Raw genomic sequence first — 17,665 nt, forward strand, 5'->3', positions numbered from 1 at the left:
CAAGAGCTCCGGCGGTCAGCGGCCGCCGGAGACGTCGAGGGTCGTGCCGGTCATGTAGGACGAACGATCGGAAGCGAGGAAGGCGATCGCCTCGGCGACCTCCTCCGGCTTGCCAGGCCGGGCCAGTGGCGGCGTGGTTCCGATGCGGTCCAGCCGGCCGGGCTCGTGGATGTCGGTCTCGATCAGTCCGGGGCGGACGCCGAGGACGCGAACGCCCTCCTCCGCCACCTCGCTCGCCAGGCCGATCGTGAGCGCATCGACGGCGGCCTTGCTCGCGGCGTAGTCGACGTACTCGCCCGCCGAGCCGAGCACGGCCGCTCGCGACGACACGTTGACGATCACGCCCCCGGTACCGCCGTACGCCGTGGACATCCGTCGTACCGCGGCGCCCGCGACCAGGAAGGCGCTGATCGAGTTGATCCGGAAGACCCGGTCCAGCCGTTCGGCGTCGTACTCCGCCACCCGGCCCAACGGCGAGACGATGCCGGCATTGTTGATCACGGCACCGATCGGCCCGAGTGCGGCGGCGACAGTGTCGAAGAGGTGCTCGATCTGGTCCGCCTCGAGCACGTCGGCCTGGACAGCGACCGCGCGCCGGCCGAGCCGCGCGCACGCCTTCACGACGCGTGCTGCCTCGTCCGCACGAGTCCGGTAGTTCACGCCCATGTCCCAGCCGTCGGCCGCCAGAGCGACCGCCGCCGCAGCCCCGATGCCGCGGCTCCCACCGGTGATCAGAGCGACCCCGCGCCGTCCGTCAGTACCAGTCATGCCCCTACCCTGCCATGCCTCACGAAGCAGGCGGCAGGGTGAACTGCAGCTGGGTTTCCGTGTCCTGGAAGCCGAGCGCGCGATACAGCCTGATCGCGAGGTACTCCGGGTCCGCCACCATCACCAGCGTCCGCGCACCACCATCGGTCAGCCCATACGTCGACGCGTGGTGGACCAGCGTGCTCGCGATGCCACGGTTGCGGGCGTCCGGGTGGGTCTGCACGTGCTGGAATCGCGCGAGACCCTTGCCGTCGAACATCAGCCCGAGCGAGCTCTGCAACCGGTCATCGTCGAACGCGCCGAACCACTTCCCGTGCCCGGCCTCCACCAGCGCACGGTGCGCCGCGTCCCTGCGCCGGGTGAACTCGACGTACCCGTCGTCGACCTCCATCGTCGCGGTCGCCAGGCCGAGCTGGGTCACCTGCTCCCAGTCGTCGTCACTGGTGATGAACCGGTACGTCGACTCGTCATTGGGCCGGCGGGGTGCGACGACGTGACTCGCGGTCATCACCACGTTCCGGTCGACCGTGAAGCCGGCGGCGGCGACCTCGTCCTCGGCGCCGATCTCGCCGTCGACGCTGTCGATGCCGAAGGCAACATGCTTCCCGGCCGGGAACTCGGCGCGGTACGTCTCCAGCCGGGACTTCACGTCACCGGCCGCGAAGATCGAGCGGTACAGGAGAAAGTTCCCCCACCAGTACGTCGGGTTCGCGGGCGTCCGGATCACGACGTACTCACCGGCGTCCTGGAATTCGCTGCCGCTCAGCTCCAGCAGCAACAGATCGGTCCGGTAGCCGAGGCTCTTGATCTCCACCCGCTCATCCTCCAGCGCACGTCAATCGGATTCGGGCGTTGACATGCAGCCGTCTGGCTGCCTATCGTCAATCATGCAGCCAGACGGCTGCATGTCCTGATCGGAGTGCGATGGACGACGAGGTGTTCCGCGCCCTGGCCGACCCCAGCCGCCGGCAGTTGCTCGACATGCTGAACGCGCGCAACGGGCAGACGCTGCGGGAGCTCTGCGCCGGCCTCGACATGGCCCGGCAGTCGGTGAGCAAGCACCTCGCCGTCCTCGAGACGGCGAACCTCGTCACCACCGTGTGGCGGGGCCGGGAGAAGCTGCACCACCTGAACGCCGAGCCGATCAACGCCATCGCCGAGCGCTGGATCAACCGGTACGACCGCCGGCGCGTCGAGCTGTTCGCCGATCTCAAGACGGTTCTGGAGGCCGAAACCATGGGCGACAACGACTTCGTCTACACCACGTACATCAAGACCACGCCAGAGCGGCTGTGGCAGGCACTGATCGACCCGAAGTTCACCGAGCAGTACTGGGGTGTCCAGTTCGAGACCGACTGGACCGCCGGCTCCGAGTTGGTCTGGCACCAGGGTGACGTCACGATGGCTGGGCCAGGCCAGGTCGTGCTGGAGCACGACCCCTACACGCGGCTGTCCTACGCCTGGCATCACATGACGCCCGAGTTCGCCAAGGCGGTGGACATGGATGACGACCTGTACCGCAGGGCCAGCGCTGAGCCCCTGTCCACGGCGACGTTCGAGCTCGTGCCGACCGGCGACCAGGTCAAGCTGACCGTTGTCCACAGCGGCTTCGGGCCGGGCAGCGCCATCCGCGAGATGGTGAGCGAGGGCTGGGTCGCACTCCTGTCCGACCTCAAGTCCTTCGTCGAATCCACCCCTGAACTCGCGGCCGTGAAGTAGTCCCTACGGACGCTTGTGGATGAGAAGTGGGAGGACTGCCGCCGCACCGGATTCGCGGAGCTTGGCGGCCGCGACGGTGACGGGCCACTGGGAGGAACTGGCGTCGACGAGGAGAAGTACGGTGCGGCCCGCGACCGACTGTGCCGTCTGGTCGTCGACGTGGAGGCCGTCCCGCCAGACTTTGGCTTCCTCGGCAGAGGACAGGTCGTCGGTGAAGCCGGTCGGGTTGATCGTGAGCTCCGCGCGGTCCAGGTGGCCGACGGATGCGACGTGGTCGGCGATCGCCGAGGTCAGTCGGCCGTGGCCCGCGGCCGGCAGCGGTACGACGACCTCGGGGCGACCTGACCAGCTGCTGCGCCAGCGCGACAACGCGGCGACAGCGCCGGACTTCAAGGCTTCGAGAGGCTGGGCTGGGAGCTCGGCATCTGCGTTGAGGGTGGCACGGAGGACCTCGCGCCATTCGGGAGCGTCGGCGTAGATGAGGCTCCGGCCGGGCTCGGCCATCAGCTCCGCGGGGATGCGCCCCTTCGCACCGAACGCGCCACCCGGCCACATCTTCCGCGGCTCCAGCACATGCACCTCGCCGCGCAACAACCGAGTGACCGTCGCCACCGTCTCCGCCTGCGCCGAAGGCAGCAGCGGATCCGGCAACGCCCCGAGGCACACCGAGCATCGGCCGCACGGCTCGGCCGACGGGTCGTCCAGCGACTCCTGGAGCAGTTGCATCAGGCAACGGTCGCCACGCGTGTAGGCGCGCATGATGTCCGCCTCGCGCCGCCGTACCGCGACGATCCCGTCGTAGTGCGCGGCGTCGAAGCTCCACTCCACGCCGGTCCGCACCCAGCCGCGCTCGACCCGGTCGACCGCACCGTCGACCGCCAACTGCTTCAGCATCAACTCGACCCGCGTCCGGCGCAGTCCGGTCTCCGCCTCGAGCATGGGAACAGTGGCCGGCTGATCAGGCCCGTAGGCTTCGAGGGCCTGCAGCAGACGATTCACGTTCTCCGGAACAGGGATGGTCGCGGTCGCGAAGTAGTCCCACACACCGGCATCCGCGTCCGATGGCAGCAGCGCCACAATCGCGTGGTCGATGCCACGCCCGGCCCGCCCGACCTGCTGGTAGTACGACACCGGCGACGGCGGCGATCCGACGTGCACCACGAACCCCAGGTCCGGCTTGTCGTAGCCCATGCCGAGCGCCGAGGTCGCGATCAGCGCCTTCAACTGGTTCGCGCGCAGCGCGTCCTCGAGACTCTCCCGCTCCCCCGCCTCCAACCCACCCGTGTACGCCGCCACTGGCACATCGCGCCCGTGGACCTCCTGGATGGTCGCCGCCAGCCGCTGCGCGTCGGCCACGGTGAGCGTGTAGACGATCCCGGATCCCGGCAGCTTCGGCAGGTGATCAACGACCCACGCGAACCGATCCAGCGGCGACAGCGCATCGACCACCGCCAGCTGCAGGCTCGATCGCGCCAGCGGACCTCGCAGTACCAGCGTGGACTCGCCCAACTGATGCGCGACGTCGTCGGTGACGCGTGAGTTCGCTGTCGCCGTGGTCGCGAGAACCGGGGTCTTCGGGTTCAGCTGCTGCAGTACGTCGGACACCCGGCGATAGTCCGGCCGGAAGTCGTGGCCCCAGTCCGACACCGCATGCGCCTCGTCGATCACCAGCAGCCCGACCTGGCCGGCCAGCCCGTCGAGCACCCGCCGCCCGAACCCCGGATTCGCGAGCCGCTCAGGCGACACCAGCAGTACGTCGATGCCCCCGGAACGCAGGTCGTGCTCGATGCTCGACCATTCGTCGATGTTGTTCGAGTTCAGCGTCGCCGCGCGCAGCCCGGCACGGCTCGCGGCCGCGACCTGGTCCCGCATCAACGACAGCAACGGCGACACGACAAGCGTCGGCCCAGCCCCCTCGGCCCGGCGAATCGCGGTCGCCGCCCAGTACACAGCCGACTTCCCCCACCCGGTCGCTTGGACGACCAGCACTCGCGCGCCCGCCTCGCACAGGGCGGCGACCGCCGTCTCCTGATCGGGCCGCAACCGCGCGCTCTCCCCCGCGATCGCCTGGATCACGCCGCCCGCGATCCCCGCGCGCGTGTCGGTCAGAGTGAGCGTCGCACTGGAGTCAGCCATGCCGAAACCCTAGACGCCTGCACCCCCAGTTCGCTGGGCGCGGCCTCCGACCTGTGGAAAACCCTCGGTCAGGCGCACTTTCCTGGATGACACGGCTCGCCGTTCGCGGCCACCAGTCGCTGCGGGCCTGGTCCGTTCGCGGACAGAGCGTCGTACGGGTTGGCGAGGGCGCAGCGGTCGAGGGACAGGCAGCCGCAGCCGACGCAGTCCTTGAAGTCGTCCCGGAGTTGTTCGAGATGCAGGATGCGCTTGTCCAGCTCGGCCTGCCAGCACTCCGAGATGCGCTCCCAGTCCTGCCGGGTCGGCGTGCGGCTCTCGGGCAGCAACGCCAGGATCGCCGCCACCTCCGCGAGCGGGATACCGACCCTCTGGGCGATCCGGATCAAGGCGACCCGGCGCAGCGTGTCGCGCTTGTACCGGCGCTGGTTGCCCGACGTACGGCGACTCACGATCAGGTGCTGCCGCTCGTAGAAATGCAGCGCCGAGATCGCCACGCCACTGCGCTGCGACAGCTGCCCGACCGTCAACTCACCTGGCTCGATGTCCACCGCTCCGCCCTCCGACCTCAACCTAGATCGAGGCTAGCTCAGAGAGTCAGGTGGTCACGAGTCGGCGTCCGATGCTCGCGGACATCAGCGCGGCCGCCGCGCACAGTCCCCCGGCCAGGTACCAGGCGAGGTTGTAGCTGCCCTGCACGTCGCGGATCGCGCCCGCACCGGTGGCTGCCAGCGCGGCTCCGATCTGGTGCGACGCGAACACCCAGCCGAACACGATCGGCCCGTCCACTCCGAACCACTCCCGGCACAGCGCGACCGTCGGCGGCACGGTCGCGACCCAGTCGAGGCCGTAGAAGACGATGAACACCCAGACGCTCGGTTGCGCGGTCGGACCGAGCAGCGACGGCAGGATCAGCAGCGACAGCCCGCGCAGCGAGTAGTAGCCGATCAGCAGGTACCGCGGATCCCACCGGTCCGTCAGCCAGCCGGACACGATCGTCCCGCCGACGTCGAACACACCCACCAGCGCCAGCAGCGACGCCGCAGTCGTGGCCGGCATGCCATGGTCGTGCGCAGCCGTGACGAAGTGCGTACCGATCAGACCGTTGGTCGACGCTCCACAGATCGCGAACCCACCCGCGAGCAACCAGAACGCCGGCCGTCGCAACGCGGTCCACAACGCGGTCACCGCGCGCACTGCGCTGCTCCCGGTCGACTCGACCCGTTGCCCGGCTGTGCTCCCCTCCGGAGCGCCGTACGCCCTCAGTCCGACGTCGCTCGGGTAGTCGCGCAGGAACAGCAACACCAGCGGCACGACGGCCAGTGCGGTGCCGGCCGCGACCAGGGCCGGCACACGCCAGCCGTAGTCGGTCGCCAGGTTCGCGATCAGCGGTAGGAAGATCAGCTGCCCGGTCGCACCGGCCGCTGTGAGGATCCCGGTGACCAGTCCGCGGCGGGCAACGAACCAGCGACCGGTGATGGTCGCGACGAACGTCATGGACATCGATCCGGTGCCGACACCGACGAGCAGACCCCAGCAGAGCAGCAACTGCCAGGACGAGTTCATGAAGATCGTCAGTCCGCTGCCGAGAGCGATCAGCACCAGCGCACCGCTGACCACCCGGCGCACACCGAGCCGGTCCATCAGCGCCGCGGCGAACGGCGAGATCAGGCCGTACAGCAGCAGGTTGATCGACACCGCCGACGAGATCGTCGCGTGCGACCAGCCGAACTCGTCGTGCAGCGGGTCGAGCAGCACGCTCGGCACGGACCGGAACCCGGCCGCGCCGATCAGGGTCACGAACCCAACAGCGGCGACTGCCCAGGCGAGATGCACCCGGGCAGCCTTTTTCGTCGGCAGAATCTGCGTCACCCGCCTAGATTGCCGTCCGGAGCGTCGCCGAACCAGTGGCCATACCGCCACCATGTGTCAAGATATGGCCATGACAGCCCGAGGCAAGCGGCATCTGGCCGCGGTCGGCCCGCACCGGGTCGCCGTCCTGGCCCTCGAACCGGTGGTCGGTTTCGACCTGACCATCCCACCGGCCGTGCTCGGCGCCGCGGCCCGCGCGGACGGCAAGCCGCTGTACGACGTCCGCGTCTGCGGCCTGGACCGGTCGCCGGTCCGGACCAGCGCCGGATTCAGCCTGCTCCCGGACTACGGACCCGAGGAACTCGCGGAAGCCGACACGGTCATCATCCCGGGGACCTACTACCCGAAGCCGCGCAACGAGGGCATCCTGCCCGACGACCTCGCCGCCGCCCTCGCCACGATCCGTCCCGGAACGCGGATCGCCTCGATCTGCACCGGCGCGTTCGTGCTCGCCGCGGCGGGCTACCTGGACGGGCGGCCGGCCACGACGCACTGGAAGCGAGCCGAGCTGTTCCGGCGCATCTACCCGCACATCGACCTGCAGGAGGAGTTGCTGTTCGTCGACGACGGCGACGTGGTCACGTCCGCCGGTCTGGCCGCGGGCGTCGACATGTGCCTGCACCTGGTCCGCCGCGACTTCGGCAGCGAGGTCGCCAACCGCGCTGCGCGGAGCTGCGTCGTACCGCCGTGGCGCGACGGTGGCCAGTCCCAGTTCATCGAGCGCGTCGTACCGGACGAAGGCACCGACGGTACGGCGCCCACCCGGGCCTGGGCGCTGCGGCGGCTCGACGAGGAGCTGACCTTGCCGGGGCTGGCCGCGCACGCCCGGATGAGCGTGCGCACGTTCAGCCGCCGGTTCAAGGCCGAGACCGGGCAGTCACCAGGAGCGTGGCTGCTGCAGCAACGCGTGCGGCATGCCTGTGAGCTGCTGGAGACGACCGACCTCTCGGTGGACCGCGTCGCCGACGCTGCCGGTCTGGGCACCGCGGCGTCGTTGCGGCACCACCTCCGGTCCGAGCTCGGGGTGTCGCCGCTCGCCTACCGCAAGACTTTCCGCGCCGGCTGACGGGCGTCAGAGCACGACGAGGTCGTGCGGCCGCTGGTTCATCGGCTCGACGCCGTCCTCGGTGACGACCACGATGTCCTCGATCCGTGCACCCCACCGGCCCGGCTGGTAGATGCCTGGTTCGACGCTGAACGCCATCCCCGGCTCGAGCAGCAGTCCGTTCCCACCGACGATGTACGGCTCCTCGTGGACGTCGAGCCCGATCCCGTGACCGGTCCGGTGGATGAAGAAGTCGCCGAAGCCGGCTGCCGCGATCACCTCCCGCGCCGCCGCGTCGATCGATTCCGCGGACACCCCCGGCCGCACCGCGTCCACCGCCGCTTGCTGCGCATCCCGCAGTACGGCGTACGTCGCGGCGACGTCGGCGTCGCGCGGTGTGCCCACGGCGTACGTCCGGGTCGAGTCCGAGTTGTAGCCCTCGGCAACGGGTCCGCCGATGTCGACGACCACGACGTCGCCCGCCTCGATGACCCGATCGGACAGGGCGTGGTGCGGGCTCGCACCGTTCGGTCCACTGGCGACGATGACGAAGTCGGCCACGACGTGACCCTCCTCGACGATCGCGTCCGCGATGTCCGCGCCGACCTCCGCCTCGGTCCGGCCGGGCCGCAGCCACTCGCCGACCCGGGCGTGCACGCGGTCGATCGCCGCGCCTGCCTTCCGCAGAGCCTCGACCTCCGCCGCGTCCTTCCGCATCCGCAACTCACGCACGATCGGACCGGCCAGAGTCTGCTCCGCCTTGGGCAGTGCGTCTCTCAGCGATAGCACGTGGAGCGCGGGCGTGAAGTCGCTGACCGCGACTCGCTGCGAACCGCGCAGCCGATCCGCCGCCAGGCCGTACGCATCGTCGCCGTCGACCCACGTGACGACCTCGACCCCGAGTTCCTCCAGCGGCAGGCCGTCGTACCCAGGTGCTTCCAGCTTCGGTACGACGAGTGCCGGGGCCCCGTCGGCGGGGATCACCAACGTCGTGAGGCGTTCGAAGGATCCGCCGGGCTGACCGAGGAGATAGTGCAGGTCGGAACCCGGCGCGATCAGAAGGCCGGTACCGGCCGCGGCCTCTCGGGCACGCTCCAGGCGGGAACGGAGAACCGCGGATTCAGGGACAGGACCAAGGGGTGAGCGACGAGCCATGAGGTCGACTCTAGAACTGTCGGCGGCGATTGCTACAACTTGTTTCGCCCTGACCGGGCTCGGCGAAAGGCGATTCTGATGACACTGCACCACGTGTCCTACGGCGACGGCACTCCGGTGCTGGCGCTGCACGGCTGGACTCCCGACCACCGGCTGATGACCGGCTGCCTCGAGCCGATCTTCACCGACCTGCCCGGCTATCGCCGGCTCTACCCCGACCTGCCCGGCATGGGGCAGAGCCCTGCCGGCGACATCGACAGCTCGGACGGGATCCTCGCGGCCGTGCAGAGCTTCGTCGACGAGCAGATCGGCGCCGAGCCCTTCCTGCTCATCGGGGAGTCGTACGGCGGCTACCTGGCGCGAGCCCTGGCTCGGGAGAGACCGGAGCAGGTGCTCGGTCTCAGCCTGATCTGCCCGATCGGCACGGTCGTCGAGAACGCGGACCGCACCGTGCCCGAGCACGTCGTGCTGCGATCGGAGCCGGGCGTCGTCGAGTCGCTGACCGAGGGTGAGGACTTCACCGAGCTGGCCGTCGTGCGGACCGCCACAGCCTTGGCGGCGTACCGGAAGGACGTTGCGCCAGGGCTCGCGATCGCCGACACCGCAGCGCTCGATCGCATCGAGAGGAAGCGCAGGCTGTCGGTCGATCCGGAGAGCGGTCCCGTCTGGACCCGCCCGACGCTGATCGTCTGCGGCCGGCAGGACTCGATCACCGGATACGAGGACACCTATGTCCTGCTCCCCCACTACCCGCGGGCGAGCTTCGCCGTCCTCGACGTGGCGGGGCACAACCTCCAACTCGAGCAACCGGAGCTGTTCGCTGCTCTGACCCGCGAGTGGTTGCAGCGGGTCGCCGACGACGCGCAGGGCCTGCCGCAGCCGCCTACCAGCGGGTAATGTCACGGTCATGGTGACTGGGAAGCGGTCGATCGGGTGGTCGTTGCTTGTCGCGCTGACCAACGGGCGGGCGCGCATCGGCGACGACCAGTTGGCCGCTGCCGTCGGTGGACAGGTCATCCTGGTGACCGGGGCGTCGTACGGGATCGGCGAAGCGACCGCGCGGCGACTCGCCCGGGCCGGAGCGACCGTGCTGCTGGTGGCTCGGACGGCCGACCAACTGGAGGTGGTGGCCGGCGAGATCCGGGCAGCAGGCGGTACGGCGTTCGTCTACCCCACCAACCTGGCTGATCCGGCCGCTGTCGAGGAGCTCGTGCGGACAGTGCTGGCCGAGCACGGACATGTGGACGTGCTGGTGAGCAACGCGGGCAAGTCGATCCGCCGATCGATCGCCGACTCCTACCAACGCTTCCACGACATCGAGCGGACGAACGCAGTCAACTACCTCGGCCCGGCCAAGCTCGTCCTCGAGCTGCTCCCGTCGATGCGCGAACGCCGCTCCGGGCACATCGTGAACGTCTCGACCGCCGGAGTCCGGACACCGCCGATGGCCCGCTGGTCGGCGTACCTGGCCTCGAAGAGCGCGTTCGACGTGTGGCTGCGGTCCGTGGCGCAGGAGATCCGCGGCGACCGAGTCACTACGTCGACCGTCTACATGGGTCTCGTGCACACGCGGATGAGCGAGCCGACCCCCTTGCTGAACAAGATGCCCGGACTGTCGCCCGAGCAGGCCGCCGATCAGGTGTGTACGGCGGTCGCCGAACGACCGCACAACATCACGCCACCGATGGTCCTGCCGGCGGATGCCTTGGGCAACCTGTTGCGCGTGCCCACCGACCGGCTCTTCGAGCAATACTTCCGACGTACCGACGGGAGATCCAAACGCCGGGGGCAGCCGTGAGGGCGCCGCGGCCGATCGCGCCGATCCGGCCGCCGGACTGGCTGGTCCAGGGCGCGGCCGAGGTCGGCGGTGTGTCCGTCGCGTTGCTCAGGTCCGGAGTCTGGCGGTCCGCACGACCTTCACACCTCATCGGGATCGAGCGCGCTCTGCGCCACTGGGGCCAGTCGATGGCCGCACTGGGCGTGATCGCCGCGATCCGCTACCCCGATCGCGCCGCCGTGATCGACGAGGACGGCAGTGCGACGTACGCCGAGCTGGACCACCGGTGCGAACGGATCGCGGCGGCGATGCACGCCCAGCACAAGATCGTTGCCGGCAGCAAGGTGGCGGTGCTGTGCCGGAACCACCGCGGCTTCCTCGAGGCGACGTTGTCTGCTTCCCGGGTGGGCGCGGACGTGTTGTTCGTGAACACCGAGTTCGCTCCCCCGCAACTGGCCGCGGTGCTGGAGCGGCATCGACCCGATCTACTCATCCACGACGCGGAGTTCGACCCACCGGCGGACGTCCCGTCCGTGCTCTCGGATCTCGACGAGCTCGCCGCATCCGATGCACCTGAAGCGCCGAACCCGGACTCGCCCGGGCACATCACCATCCTCACCTCAGGCACGACCGGGACGCCGAAGGCCGCGCCCCGCGTGCCGACCGCGCTCGGCCTCGCCGGACTGACCGCTAGCGCGCTCAATCGCATCGGGTTGCGGTCGGGCGAGCCGATGGTCATCTGCCCGCCGCTGTTCCACGGACTCGGTCTGCTGACCTCGATGCTCGCGCTCTTCCTCGGCTCGCCGCTGGTGCTGGCCCGCCGGTTCGACGCCGGCGCGGTGCTCGCCTCGGCCGAACGGACCAGAGCCGGCTCGATGGTCGCCGTACCGGTGATGCTGCGGCGGATGCTGGAGCTCGGCCCGACGGAGATCGCGACGCACGATCTGCGGTCGCTGCGGGCGGTGATCTCCGGTGCGTCCGCGCTCGGCGCGCCACTGGCCGAGCGGTTCATCACGCAGTTCGGGCCGGTGCTGTGTGACGCCTACGGATCGAGCGAGGTCGGCATCGCGACCATTGCGACGTCCGCCGACCTGATCGCCGCGCCCGGGACGGTCGGGCGGCCGTGTCTCGGCAGCTCGATCCGGATCCTCGACGACCACGATCGGCCGGTGCCCACCGGCGAGACCGGTCGGATCTTCGCCGGCGGCGGGCTCGTGTTCGGCGGCTACTCCGATGGCTCCAGCAAGACGGTCGTCGACGGGCGGATGAGCACCGGCGACCTCGGCCACCTGGACCGGCTCGGTCGGTTGTTCGTGGACGGCCGCGAGGACGACATGATCGTCTCAGGCGGCGAGAACGTGTACCCGGTCGAGGTCGAGGAGTGCCTGGCCAGTCACCCCGCGGTCGCCGAGGCCGCGGTGGTCGGCGTACCGGACGAGGAGTTCGGCCAACGGCTGATCGCGTACGTCGTACTGCGCGAGCCGGTGTCGGAGGACGACCTGATGGCTCACGTCCGCGCGAACCTGGCCCGCTACAAGACGCCCCGCGAGATCCGCATCGTGGACGAGTTCCCCCGCAACGCCACCGGCAAGGTTCTTCGCAATCGGCTACTCGACGGCTAGTCCGAAAGCGTCGTGGAAGCGGGTCATGCGGTCCAGGGTTTGGTTGTGGTCGCCGAAGGAGACTGCCAGGGAATCGGCGCCGGCTTCGGTGAGTTCGGTGCCCTGCCGGACGACGGCGTCCAGTTCCGACGCTGCACCGGACCAGTGCAGGCGCCTGCCGACCTTGACCTGCCGGTCTGTCTGAGCGCGGATCTTCGCGACGGCCGCGCGGAAGGACGATGAATCGAGACCCAAGCCCTGCCACTCGTCGCCGAAGCGTGCGACCCGACGGAGGGCGGACGCACTGTCGCCACCAATCATGATCGGGAGCGGGGCGCGCGGCTTCGGCTCGAAGACACCGCCGCGGTCCTCACCGGCGAACAACCCTCGGATGATCTCCAGCGACTCGTCCGTCCGTCGCCCCCGCTCGCGGAACGGAGCACCGACGGCGGCGAACTCCTGCTCGGTCCACCCCACGCCGACGCCGAGCACCAGTCGCTCCCCGGACAGCCGATGCAGGGTCGCTGCCTGCTTCGCGACGACGTACGGGTTGCGCAGCGGGAGGATCATCACCGAGGTCCCGAACCGGATCCGCGTCGTCCGTGCCGCGAGGTAGCCGATCGTCACCAGCGGCTCGTACACCCCGCCGTACTCGGAGCCGAACTCACCCGGCGGCAGGATGTGATCGGGCAACCACGCCGTACCGTAGCCGAGTTCCTCCGCGGCGACGGCCAGTTCGACCAGCCGTTCGGGCGGCATGGTCGCCGATTCGTCAGGCAGCACCACTTGCAGTTCGACCATGCGGTCGACGCTATCGCCTCACACCGGTGTCAGAGTCAAGCAACCGGGGTGGGGCGGACGTGCGCCACTGCACAACCCGCTCCGATCGCCTGGACGATGCGCCGGATGAGCGTGAGCCGGTCGGCTTCCGCGTCGTTGATGAGTGGCACAGGTCCGGAGATGGGAGAGTGAACCTGTGAAGATCCTGGTCGGTTATGTGCCAACTCCCGAGGGTGAGGCCGCGCTCACGGCGGCGGCCGTGGAGGCCGAGCTGCGGGGAGCGTCGGTGCTGCTACTGAACACCAGCCGTGGCGACTCGTACATCGACGCTCGCTATGCCAACGCCGACGAGCTGGCCGCCGCCGAGGCTCGGCTTCGGGAGCTGGGCGTCGAGGTGACGATCCAGCAGGCCGTCTCCTCGGGCGACGTGGCCGGCGAACTCCTCAAGGCAGCCGGCGCCGAAGACGTCGGCCTGATCGTTCTGGGCCTCCGCCGCCGAAGCCCCGTCGGCAAGCTGATCCTCGGCAGCACAGCCCAAAGGGTCCTCCTCGAGTCCCCCGTCCCCGTGCTCGCCGTGAAGGCGTCGTCTCGGGACGAAGACTAAGGAGCCGGACCTCCACGCCATCACAATCCACGCGGACGGAACGTTCGCCCGCGCAGGCCGGTGCGGAGGCGACGGTTGTGATGGCCTGGCGGTCCACTAAACCCAGGTGAGGCGCTGGCGTGGGGCGCCTAAACTGGTGGGGTTATGCCAGAAGCCCGGACCGAGTCACCCAGTCCCTCCCCTGCTCCCACCAACCGGCGTCCTCGTCGCCGGGGGCGTGGCCCGAAACCGTCATCGGATCAGACTCCGGCCGCTGAGCTCAATCTGGGTAACGTGGTGGCGCGGCTCGAGGGGCTTTCGGTGTATGACCGGGAGCAGCTCGGGCGGCGGCTGGAGCGGGTTCGGAGTACGAAGGAAGCGCACAAGCGCGAGCAGGCGTTGCAGGGTGTGCTCGGGGCGGTGGAGCAGGCCGAGCAGCGCGTGGAGTTGCGCCGGCAGGCGGTGCCCGAGATCACGTATCCGCCGGAGCTGCCCGTCAGTCAGCTGAAGGACGACATCGCGGCCGCGATCCGGGACCACCAGGTCGTGGTCGTCGCCGGCGAGACCGGCTCCGGGAAGACGACCCAGCTGCCGAAGATCTGCCTCGAGCTCGGCCGCGGCATCCAGGGCATGATCGGTCACACCCAGCCCCGGCGCCTCGCCGCACGCACCGTGGCGGAGCGGATCGCGGAGGAGCTCGGCACGGAGCTCGGCGAGACCATCGGGTTCGCCGTACGGTTCACCGACAAGGTCAGTGAGCGGTCTCTGGTGAAGCTCATGACCGACGGCATCCTGCTGAACGAACTGCAGCGCGACCGCGACCTGAGCCGGTACGACACGCTCATCATCGACGAGGCGCACGAGCGCAGCCTGAACATCGACTTCATCCTCGGCTACCTCAAGCGCCTGCTCCCCCGCCGCCCGGATCTCAAGGTCATCATCACCTCCGCGACGATCGACCCGGAGCGGTTCGCCGAACACTTCTCCGACAGCCAGGGCAACCCCGCGCCGATCGTCGAGGTCTCCGGCCGGACCTACCCGGTCGAGGTGCGCTACCGCCCGATCAACGACCCGGACGACCCGAGCACACTGGACCGCGACCAGACCCAGGCGATCCTGGACGCCGTCGACGAACTCGAGCACGAGGCCTCGGGCGACGTACTGGTGTTCCTCAGCGGTGAGCGGGAGATCCGCGACACCGCCGACGCGCTCAACGACAAGTACGCCGGCCAACGCGGCCGCCCCGGGGCCGTAGAGGTCCTGCCGCTCTACGCCAGACTCTCCAACGCCGAGCAGCACCGCGTCTTCCAGCCCCACTCGAACCGCCGCATCGTCCTCGCGACCAACGTCGCCGAGACCTCGCTGACCGTCCCCGGCATCAAGTACGTCGTCGACCCCGGTACGGCGCGCATCTCGCGGTACAGCCATCGCACCAAGGTCCAGCACCTGCCGATCGAGCCCGTCTCGCAGGCCAGCGCCAATCAGCGCAAGGGCCGCTCCGGCCGGACCAGCGACGGCATCTGTATCCGGCTGTACTCCGAGGAGCACTTCGAGAGCCGGCCCGAGTTCACCGACCCCGAGATCCTGCGGACCAATCTCGCGTCCGTCATTCTCCAGATGACCTCGATCGGGCTCGGCGACATCGCCGCGTTCCCGTTCATCGACGAGCCGGACAAGCGCAGCATCACCGACGGCCTGCAACTGCTCACCGAGCTCGGCGCGATCGAGTCCGCGAAGGCGACCGAGCGGCACCGCAGGCTCACCCCGATCGGCCGCCAGCTGGCCCAGATCCCGCTGGACCCGCGGCTGGCCCGGATGATCGTCGAGGCGGACAAGCACGGCTGTGTCCGTGAGGTGATGGTGATCGCCGCCGCGCTGTCGATCCAGGATCCGCGCGAGCGGCCGACCGACGCCGAGGCGCAGGCGCAGCAGGCGCACGCCCGCTTCCGCGATCCCACCAGCGACTTCCTCGGGTTCCTGAACCTCTGGAACTACCTGAAGAAACAGCAGAAAGAGCTGTCCGGCAACCAGTTCCGCCGGATGTGCCGCAGCGAGTACCTCAACTATCTGCGCGTCCGGGAGTGGCAGGACATCTTCGCCCAGCTCCGCCAGGTCGCGTCCCAGATCGGCGTCGCGCTGAACAGCGGCGAGGCGGCCGACCCACAGGCGGTCCACGTCTCGCTGATGTCCGGTCTGCTGTCCCATCTCGGCATGAAGGACCCGGCCAACCAGCACCAGTACCTCGGTGCCCGCGGCACCAAGTTCGCGATCTTCCCCGGCTCCGGACTGTTCAAGAAGCCGCCGCAGTTCGTGATGGCCGCCGAACTGGTCGAGACCTCGCGGCTGTGGGCGCGGGTCAACGCCAAGATCGAGCCCGAGTGGGCCGAGGACATCGCGCAGCACCTGATCAAACGCACGTACTCCGAGCCGCACTGGGAGCGCAAGGCCGGCGCGGTGATGGCCTACGAGAAGGTCACTCTGTACGGCGTACCGATCGTGGCGCGGCGCAAGGTCAACTACGGCAAGGTCGACCCCGAGGTTTCTCGCGAGCTGTTCATCCGGCACGCGCTGGTCGAGGGCGATTGGGACACGCACCACAAGTTCTTCCACGAGAACCGCAAGCTGGTCGAGGAAGTCGAGGAGCTCGAGGAGCGGACCCGCCGACGCGACCTGCTGGTCGACGACGAGACGCTGTTCGCCTTCTACGACGAACGCGTCGGCGCGGAGGTCGTCACCGGTCGGCACTTCGACACCTGGTGGAAGAACGCCCGGCAGCGTGACGCCGACCTGCTCGACTTCGAGCGGTCCCTGGTCGTCCGCGAGGGTGCCGAGGTCAAGGAGGAGGAGTTCCCGCTGCACTGGATGCAGAACGGGATGACCTTCGACCTCACCTACGCCTTCGAGCCGGGCACCGACGCGGACGGCGTGACCGTGCACATTCCGCTGCTGGTGCTGAACCAGGTCACCGCGGACGGCTTCGAGTGGAGCGTGCCCGGCTTCCGCGAGGAGCTCGTCACCACCCTGATCAAGTCTTTGCCCAAGGCAATCCGGCGGAACATCGTGCCGGCCCCGGACCACGCCCGTCAGATCCTCCCCCACCTCGACCCGGCCTCCGGTCCGCTCACCGACGCCATGGCGCGTGAACTGCGCAACCTGCGCGACGTACTGATCGAGCCGGGCGACTGGGACTGGAGCCGGGTGCCGGAGCACCTGCGGATGACGTTCCGGGTGATCGACGACAAGGGCAAGACGGTGGCCGAGGGCAAGGACCTGGCCAAGCTCAAGGAGCGCCTCAAACCGAAGACCAAGGCCGCCATCTCGCAGGTCGCGTCGAAGGCTGTCAGTGGACTGGAGCGGTCCGGCCTGGCCGACTGGACGTTCGGCGACCTGCCGCGCAGCTTCTCCGAGCACCGCAACGGGCTCACGGTCGCCGGCTACCCGGCGCTCGTCGACGAGGGCAAGACCGTCGCGATCAGGCTGCAGGAGACCGAACGTGACCAGGCGGCAGCGATGTGGAACGGCACCCGCCGGCTCCTGCTGCTGACAATGCCGTCCGTGATCGACGTGGTCCAGCGCAACCTGACCAACCAGCAGAAGATGACGCTGATGGCAGGCCCGCACCGCAACGTCGGCGAGCTGCTCGACGACGCGATCTCCGCGGCCGTCGACCAGTTGATGACAGCGGCGCACGGCCCGGCATGGAACCTGACCGCGTTCTCCGTACTGCGGGACGCCGTACGGTCGGAGCTCGCGGACACGGTGCTGACGATTCTGCGGCAGGTCGAGCAGGTGCTGGCCCACGCGCGCACGGTGGACAAGCTGATCTCGCGGGCATCGAGCCCGGCGCTGCTCGCGGCGTTGTCCGACGTTCGCGGCCAGCTGGAAGGTCTGGTCCACCCCGGCTTCATCACCGAGACCGGAGCCACCCGGCTGCCCGATCTCGTGCGCTACCTGCGCGGGATGGAGCAACGACTCGACAAGATCGGCGCCAACGCGATGCGCGACCGCTCGGGCATGGCGATCATCCAAACGCTCGATGCCGACTACCGCGCCCGGCTCAACGCCGTACCGACCGGCAAGTATCCGAGCCCGGAGCTTCTCGAGGTGCGGTGGATGCTCGAGGAGCTGCGGATCAGTCTGTTCGCGCAGACCCTCGGTACGCCGTACCCGGTCTCGGAGAAGCGGATCCGCAAGGCGCTCGCGACGGCTTGATCGATCGTTGATGCCGGCGC

The 17,665-nt window shown here is 69.2% G+C and carries 14 protein-coding genes; 7 read left to right on the forward strand and 7 right to left on the reverse strand.

What is annotated here, in order from left to right:
* Positions 1–15 precede the first annotated feature (15 nt).
* Entirely contained in the window at positions 16–768 is a 753-nt protein-coding gene (locus ACIBG5_RS07150) for an SDR family oxidoreductase (protein WP_396390618.1), read from the reverse strand.
* A gap of 19 nt (positions 769–787) precedes the next feature.
* On the reverse strand, positions 788–1,582 hold the full coding sequence (locus tag ACIBG5_RS07155; RefSeq protein WP_396390619.1) for a GNAT family N-acetyltransferase: 795 nt from the start codon (positions 1,580–1,582) through the stop codon (positions 788–790).
* A gap of 110 nt (positions 1,583–1,692) precedes the next feature.
* On the opposite strand from ACIBG5_RS07155, the gene ACIBG5_RS07160 reads away from it, so the two are divergent.
* Complete coding sequence (locus tag ACIBG5_RS07160; RefSeq protein ID WP_396390620.1) at positions 1,693–2,487, forward strand: ArsR/SmtB family transcription factor; 795 nt, start codon at positions 1,693–1,695, stop codon at positions 2,485–2,487.
* Between the two features lie 3 nt (positions 2,488–2,490).
* Here the strand turns inward: ACIBG5_RS07160 and ACIBG5_RS07165 are convergent, their stop codons facing one another.
* The 3 genes from ACIBG5_RS07165 to ACIBG5_RS07175 all read right to left on the reverse strand — a co-directional run bounded on the left by ACIBG5_RS07165 (position 2,491) and on the right by ACIBG5_RS07175 (position 6,492).
* Entirely contained in the window at positions 2,491–4,623 is a 2,133-nt protein-coding gene (locus ACIBG5_RS07165; RefSeq protein ID WP_396390622.1) for a RecQ family ATP-dependent DNA helicase, read from the reverse strand.
* A gap of 68 nt (positions 4,624–4,691) precedes the next feature.
* A complete protein-coding gene (soxR, locus tag ACIBG5_RS07170) occupies positions 4,692–5,171 on the reverse strand; it encodes a redox-sensitive transcriptional activator SoxR (RefSeq protein ID WP_396390624.1) in 480 nt (159 codons plus the stop codon).
* Between the two features lie 46 nt (positions 5,172–5,217).
* Positions 5,218–6,492, reverse strand: coding sequence for an MFS transporter (locus ACIBG5_RS07175; protein WP_396390625.1), 1,275 nt, complete (start codon positions 6,490–6,492; stop codon positions 5,218–5,220).
* Between the two features lie 70 nt (positions 6,493–6,562).
* Here ACIBG5_RS07175 and ACIBG5_RS07180 point away from each other — a divergent pair, with 70 nt between their 5' ends.
* Positions 6,563–7,558 carry a GlxA family transcriptional regulator gene (locus ACIBG5_RS07180; RefSeq protein ID WP_396390626.1) on the forward strand — a complete coding sequence of 332 codons (996 nt, stop codon included), beginning with the start codon at positions 6,563–6,565 and terminating at the stop codon, positions 7,556–7,558.
* A gap of 6 nt (positions 7,559–7,564) precedes the next feature.
* On the opposite strand, the gene ACIBG5_RS07185 is transcribed toward ACIBG5_RS07180, so the two are convergent.
* A complete protein-coding gene (locus ACIBG5_RS07185) occupies positions 7,565–8,692 on the reverse strand; it encodes a M24 family metallopeptidase (RefSeq protein ID WP_396390627.1) in 1,128 nt (375 codons plus the stop codon).
* 78 nt (positions 8,693–8,770) lie between these two features.
* Between ACIBG5_RS07185 and ACIBG5_RS07190 the strand changes: the two genes are divergently transcribed.
* From ACIBG5_RS07190 to ACIBG5_RS07200, 3 genes are read left to right on the forward strand one after another with little or no spacing between them, the layout of a single operon-like run.
* The gene (locus tag ACIBG5_RS07190; protein WP_396390628.1) at positions 8,771–9,589 is read left to right on the forward strand and encodes an alpha/beta fold hydrolase; all 819 of its coding nucleotides are present in this window, start codon (positions 8,771–8,773) and stop codon (positions 9,587–9,589) included.
* Between the two features lie 10 nt (positions 9,590–9,599).
* The gene (locus ACIBG5_RS07195; protein ID WP_396390630.1) at positions 9,600–10,490 is read left to right on the forward strand and encodes an SDR family NAD(P)-dependent oxidoreductase; all 891 of its coding nucleotides are present in this window, start codon (positions 9,600–9,602) and stop codon (positions 10,488–10,490) included.
* Positions 10,487–12,091, forward strand: a complete 1,605-nt coding sequence (locus ACIBG5_RS07200; RefSeq protein WP_396390631.1) for an AMP-binding protein — start codon at positions 10,487–10,489, stop codon at positions 12,089–12,091. The genes ACIBG5_RS07195 and ACIBG5_RS07200 overlap by 4 nt, the downstream gene beginning before the upstream one ends.
* Here ACIBG5_RS07200 and ACIBG5_RS07205 read toward each other — a convergent pair.
* Positions 12,077–12,871 (reverse strand): TIGR03619 family F420-dependent LLM class oxidoreductase, encoded by a 795-nt coding sequence (locus ACIBG5_RS07205; RefSeq protein WP_396390634.1) that lies wholly within the window; start codon positions 12,869–12,871, stop codon positions 12,077–12,079. The two genes, ACIBG5_RS07200 and ACIBG5_RS07205, sit on opposite strands and share 15 nt — an antisense overlap.
* A gap of 175 nt (positions 12,872–13,046) precedes the next feature.
* Here ACIBG5_RS07205 and ACIBG5_RS07210 point away from each other — a divergent pair, with 175 nt between their 5' ends.
* On the forward strand, positions 13,047–13,454 hold the full coding sequence (locus ACIBG5_RS07210) for a universal stress protein (protein WP_396390636.1): 408 nt from the start codon (positions 13,047–13,049) through the stop codon (positions 13,452–13,454).
* Positions 13,455–13,727: 273 nt separating this feature from the next.
* Positions 13,728–17,645 carry an ATP-dependent RNA helicase HrpA gene (gene hrpA, locus ACIBG5_RS07215; RefSeq protein ID WP_396390637.1) on the forward strand — a complete coding sequence of 1,306 codons (3,918 nt, stop codon included), beginning with the start codon at positions 13,728–13,730 and terminating at the stop codon, positions 17,643–17,645.
* The last annotated feature ends 20 nt before the right edge of the window (positions 17,646–17,665 follow it).

This window comes from Kribbella sp. NPDC050241, from assembly GCF_044459685.1.
In the GTDB taxonomy this organism is placed as follows: Bacteria; Actinomycetota; Actinomycetes; order Propionibacteriales; family Kribbellaceae; genus Kribbella.

What these genes read in the sequence shown, in the direction of transcription:
- ACIBG5_RS07195 (WP_396390630.1), top strand. Translation starts at nt 9,600, where the DNA reads ATGGTGACTGGGAAGCGGTCGATCGGGTGGTCGTTGCTTGTCGCGCTG.
- ACIBG5_RS07150 (WP_396390618.1), bottom strand. Translation starts at nt 768, where the DNA reads ATGACTGGTACTGACGGACGGCGCGGGGTCGCTCTGATCACCGGTGGG.
- ACIBG5_RS07190 (WP_396390628.1), top strand. Translation starts at nt 8,771, where the DNA reads ATGACACTGCACCACGTGTCCTACGGCGACGGCACTCCGGTGCTGGCG.
- ACIBG5_RS07165 (WP_396390622.1), bottom strand. Translation starts at nt 4,623, where the DNA reads ATGGCTGACTCCAGTGCGACGCTCACTCTGACCGACACGCGCGCGGGG.
- ACIBG5_RS07205 (WP_396390634.1), bottom strand. Translation starts at nt 12,871, where the DNA reads ATGGTCGAACTGCAAGTGGTGCTGCCTGACGAATCGGCGACCATGCCG.
- ACIBG5_RS07180 (WP_396390626.1), top strand. Translation starts at nt 6,563, where the DNA reads ATGACAGCCCGAGGCAAGCGGCATCTGGCCGCGGTCGGCCCGCACCGG.
- ACIBG5_RS07185 (WP_396390627.1), bottom strand. Translation starts at nt 8,692, where the DNA reads ATGGCTCGTCGCTCACCCCTTGGTCCTGTCCCTGAATCCGCGGTTCTC.
- ACIBG5_RS07160 (WP_396390620.1), top strand. Translation starts at nt 1,693, where the DNA reads ATGGACGACGAGGTGTTCCGCGCCCTGGCCGACCCCAGCCGCCGGCAG.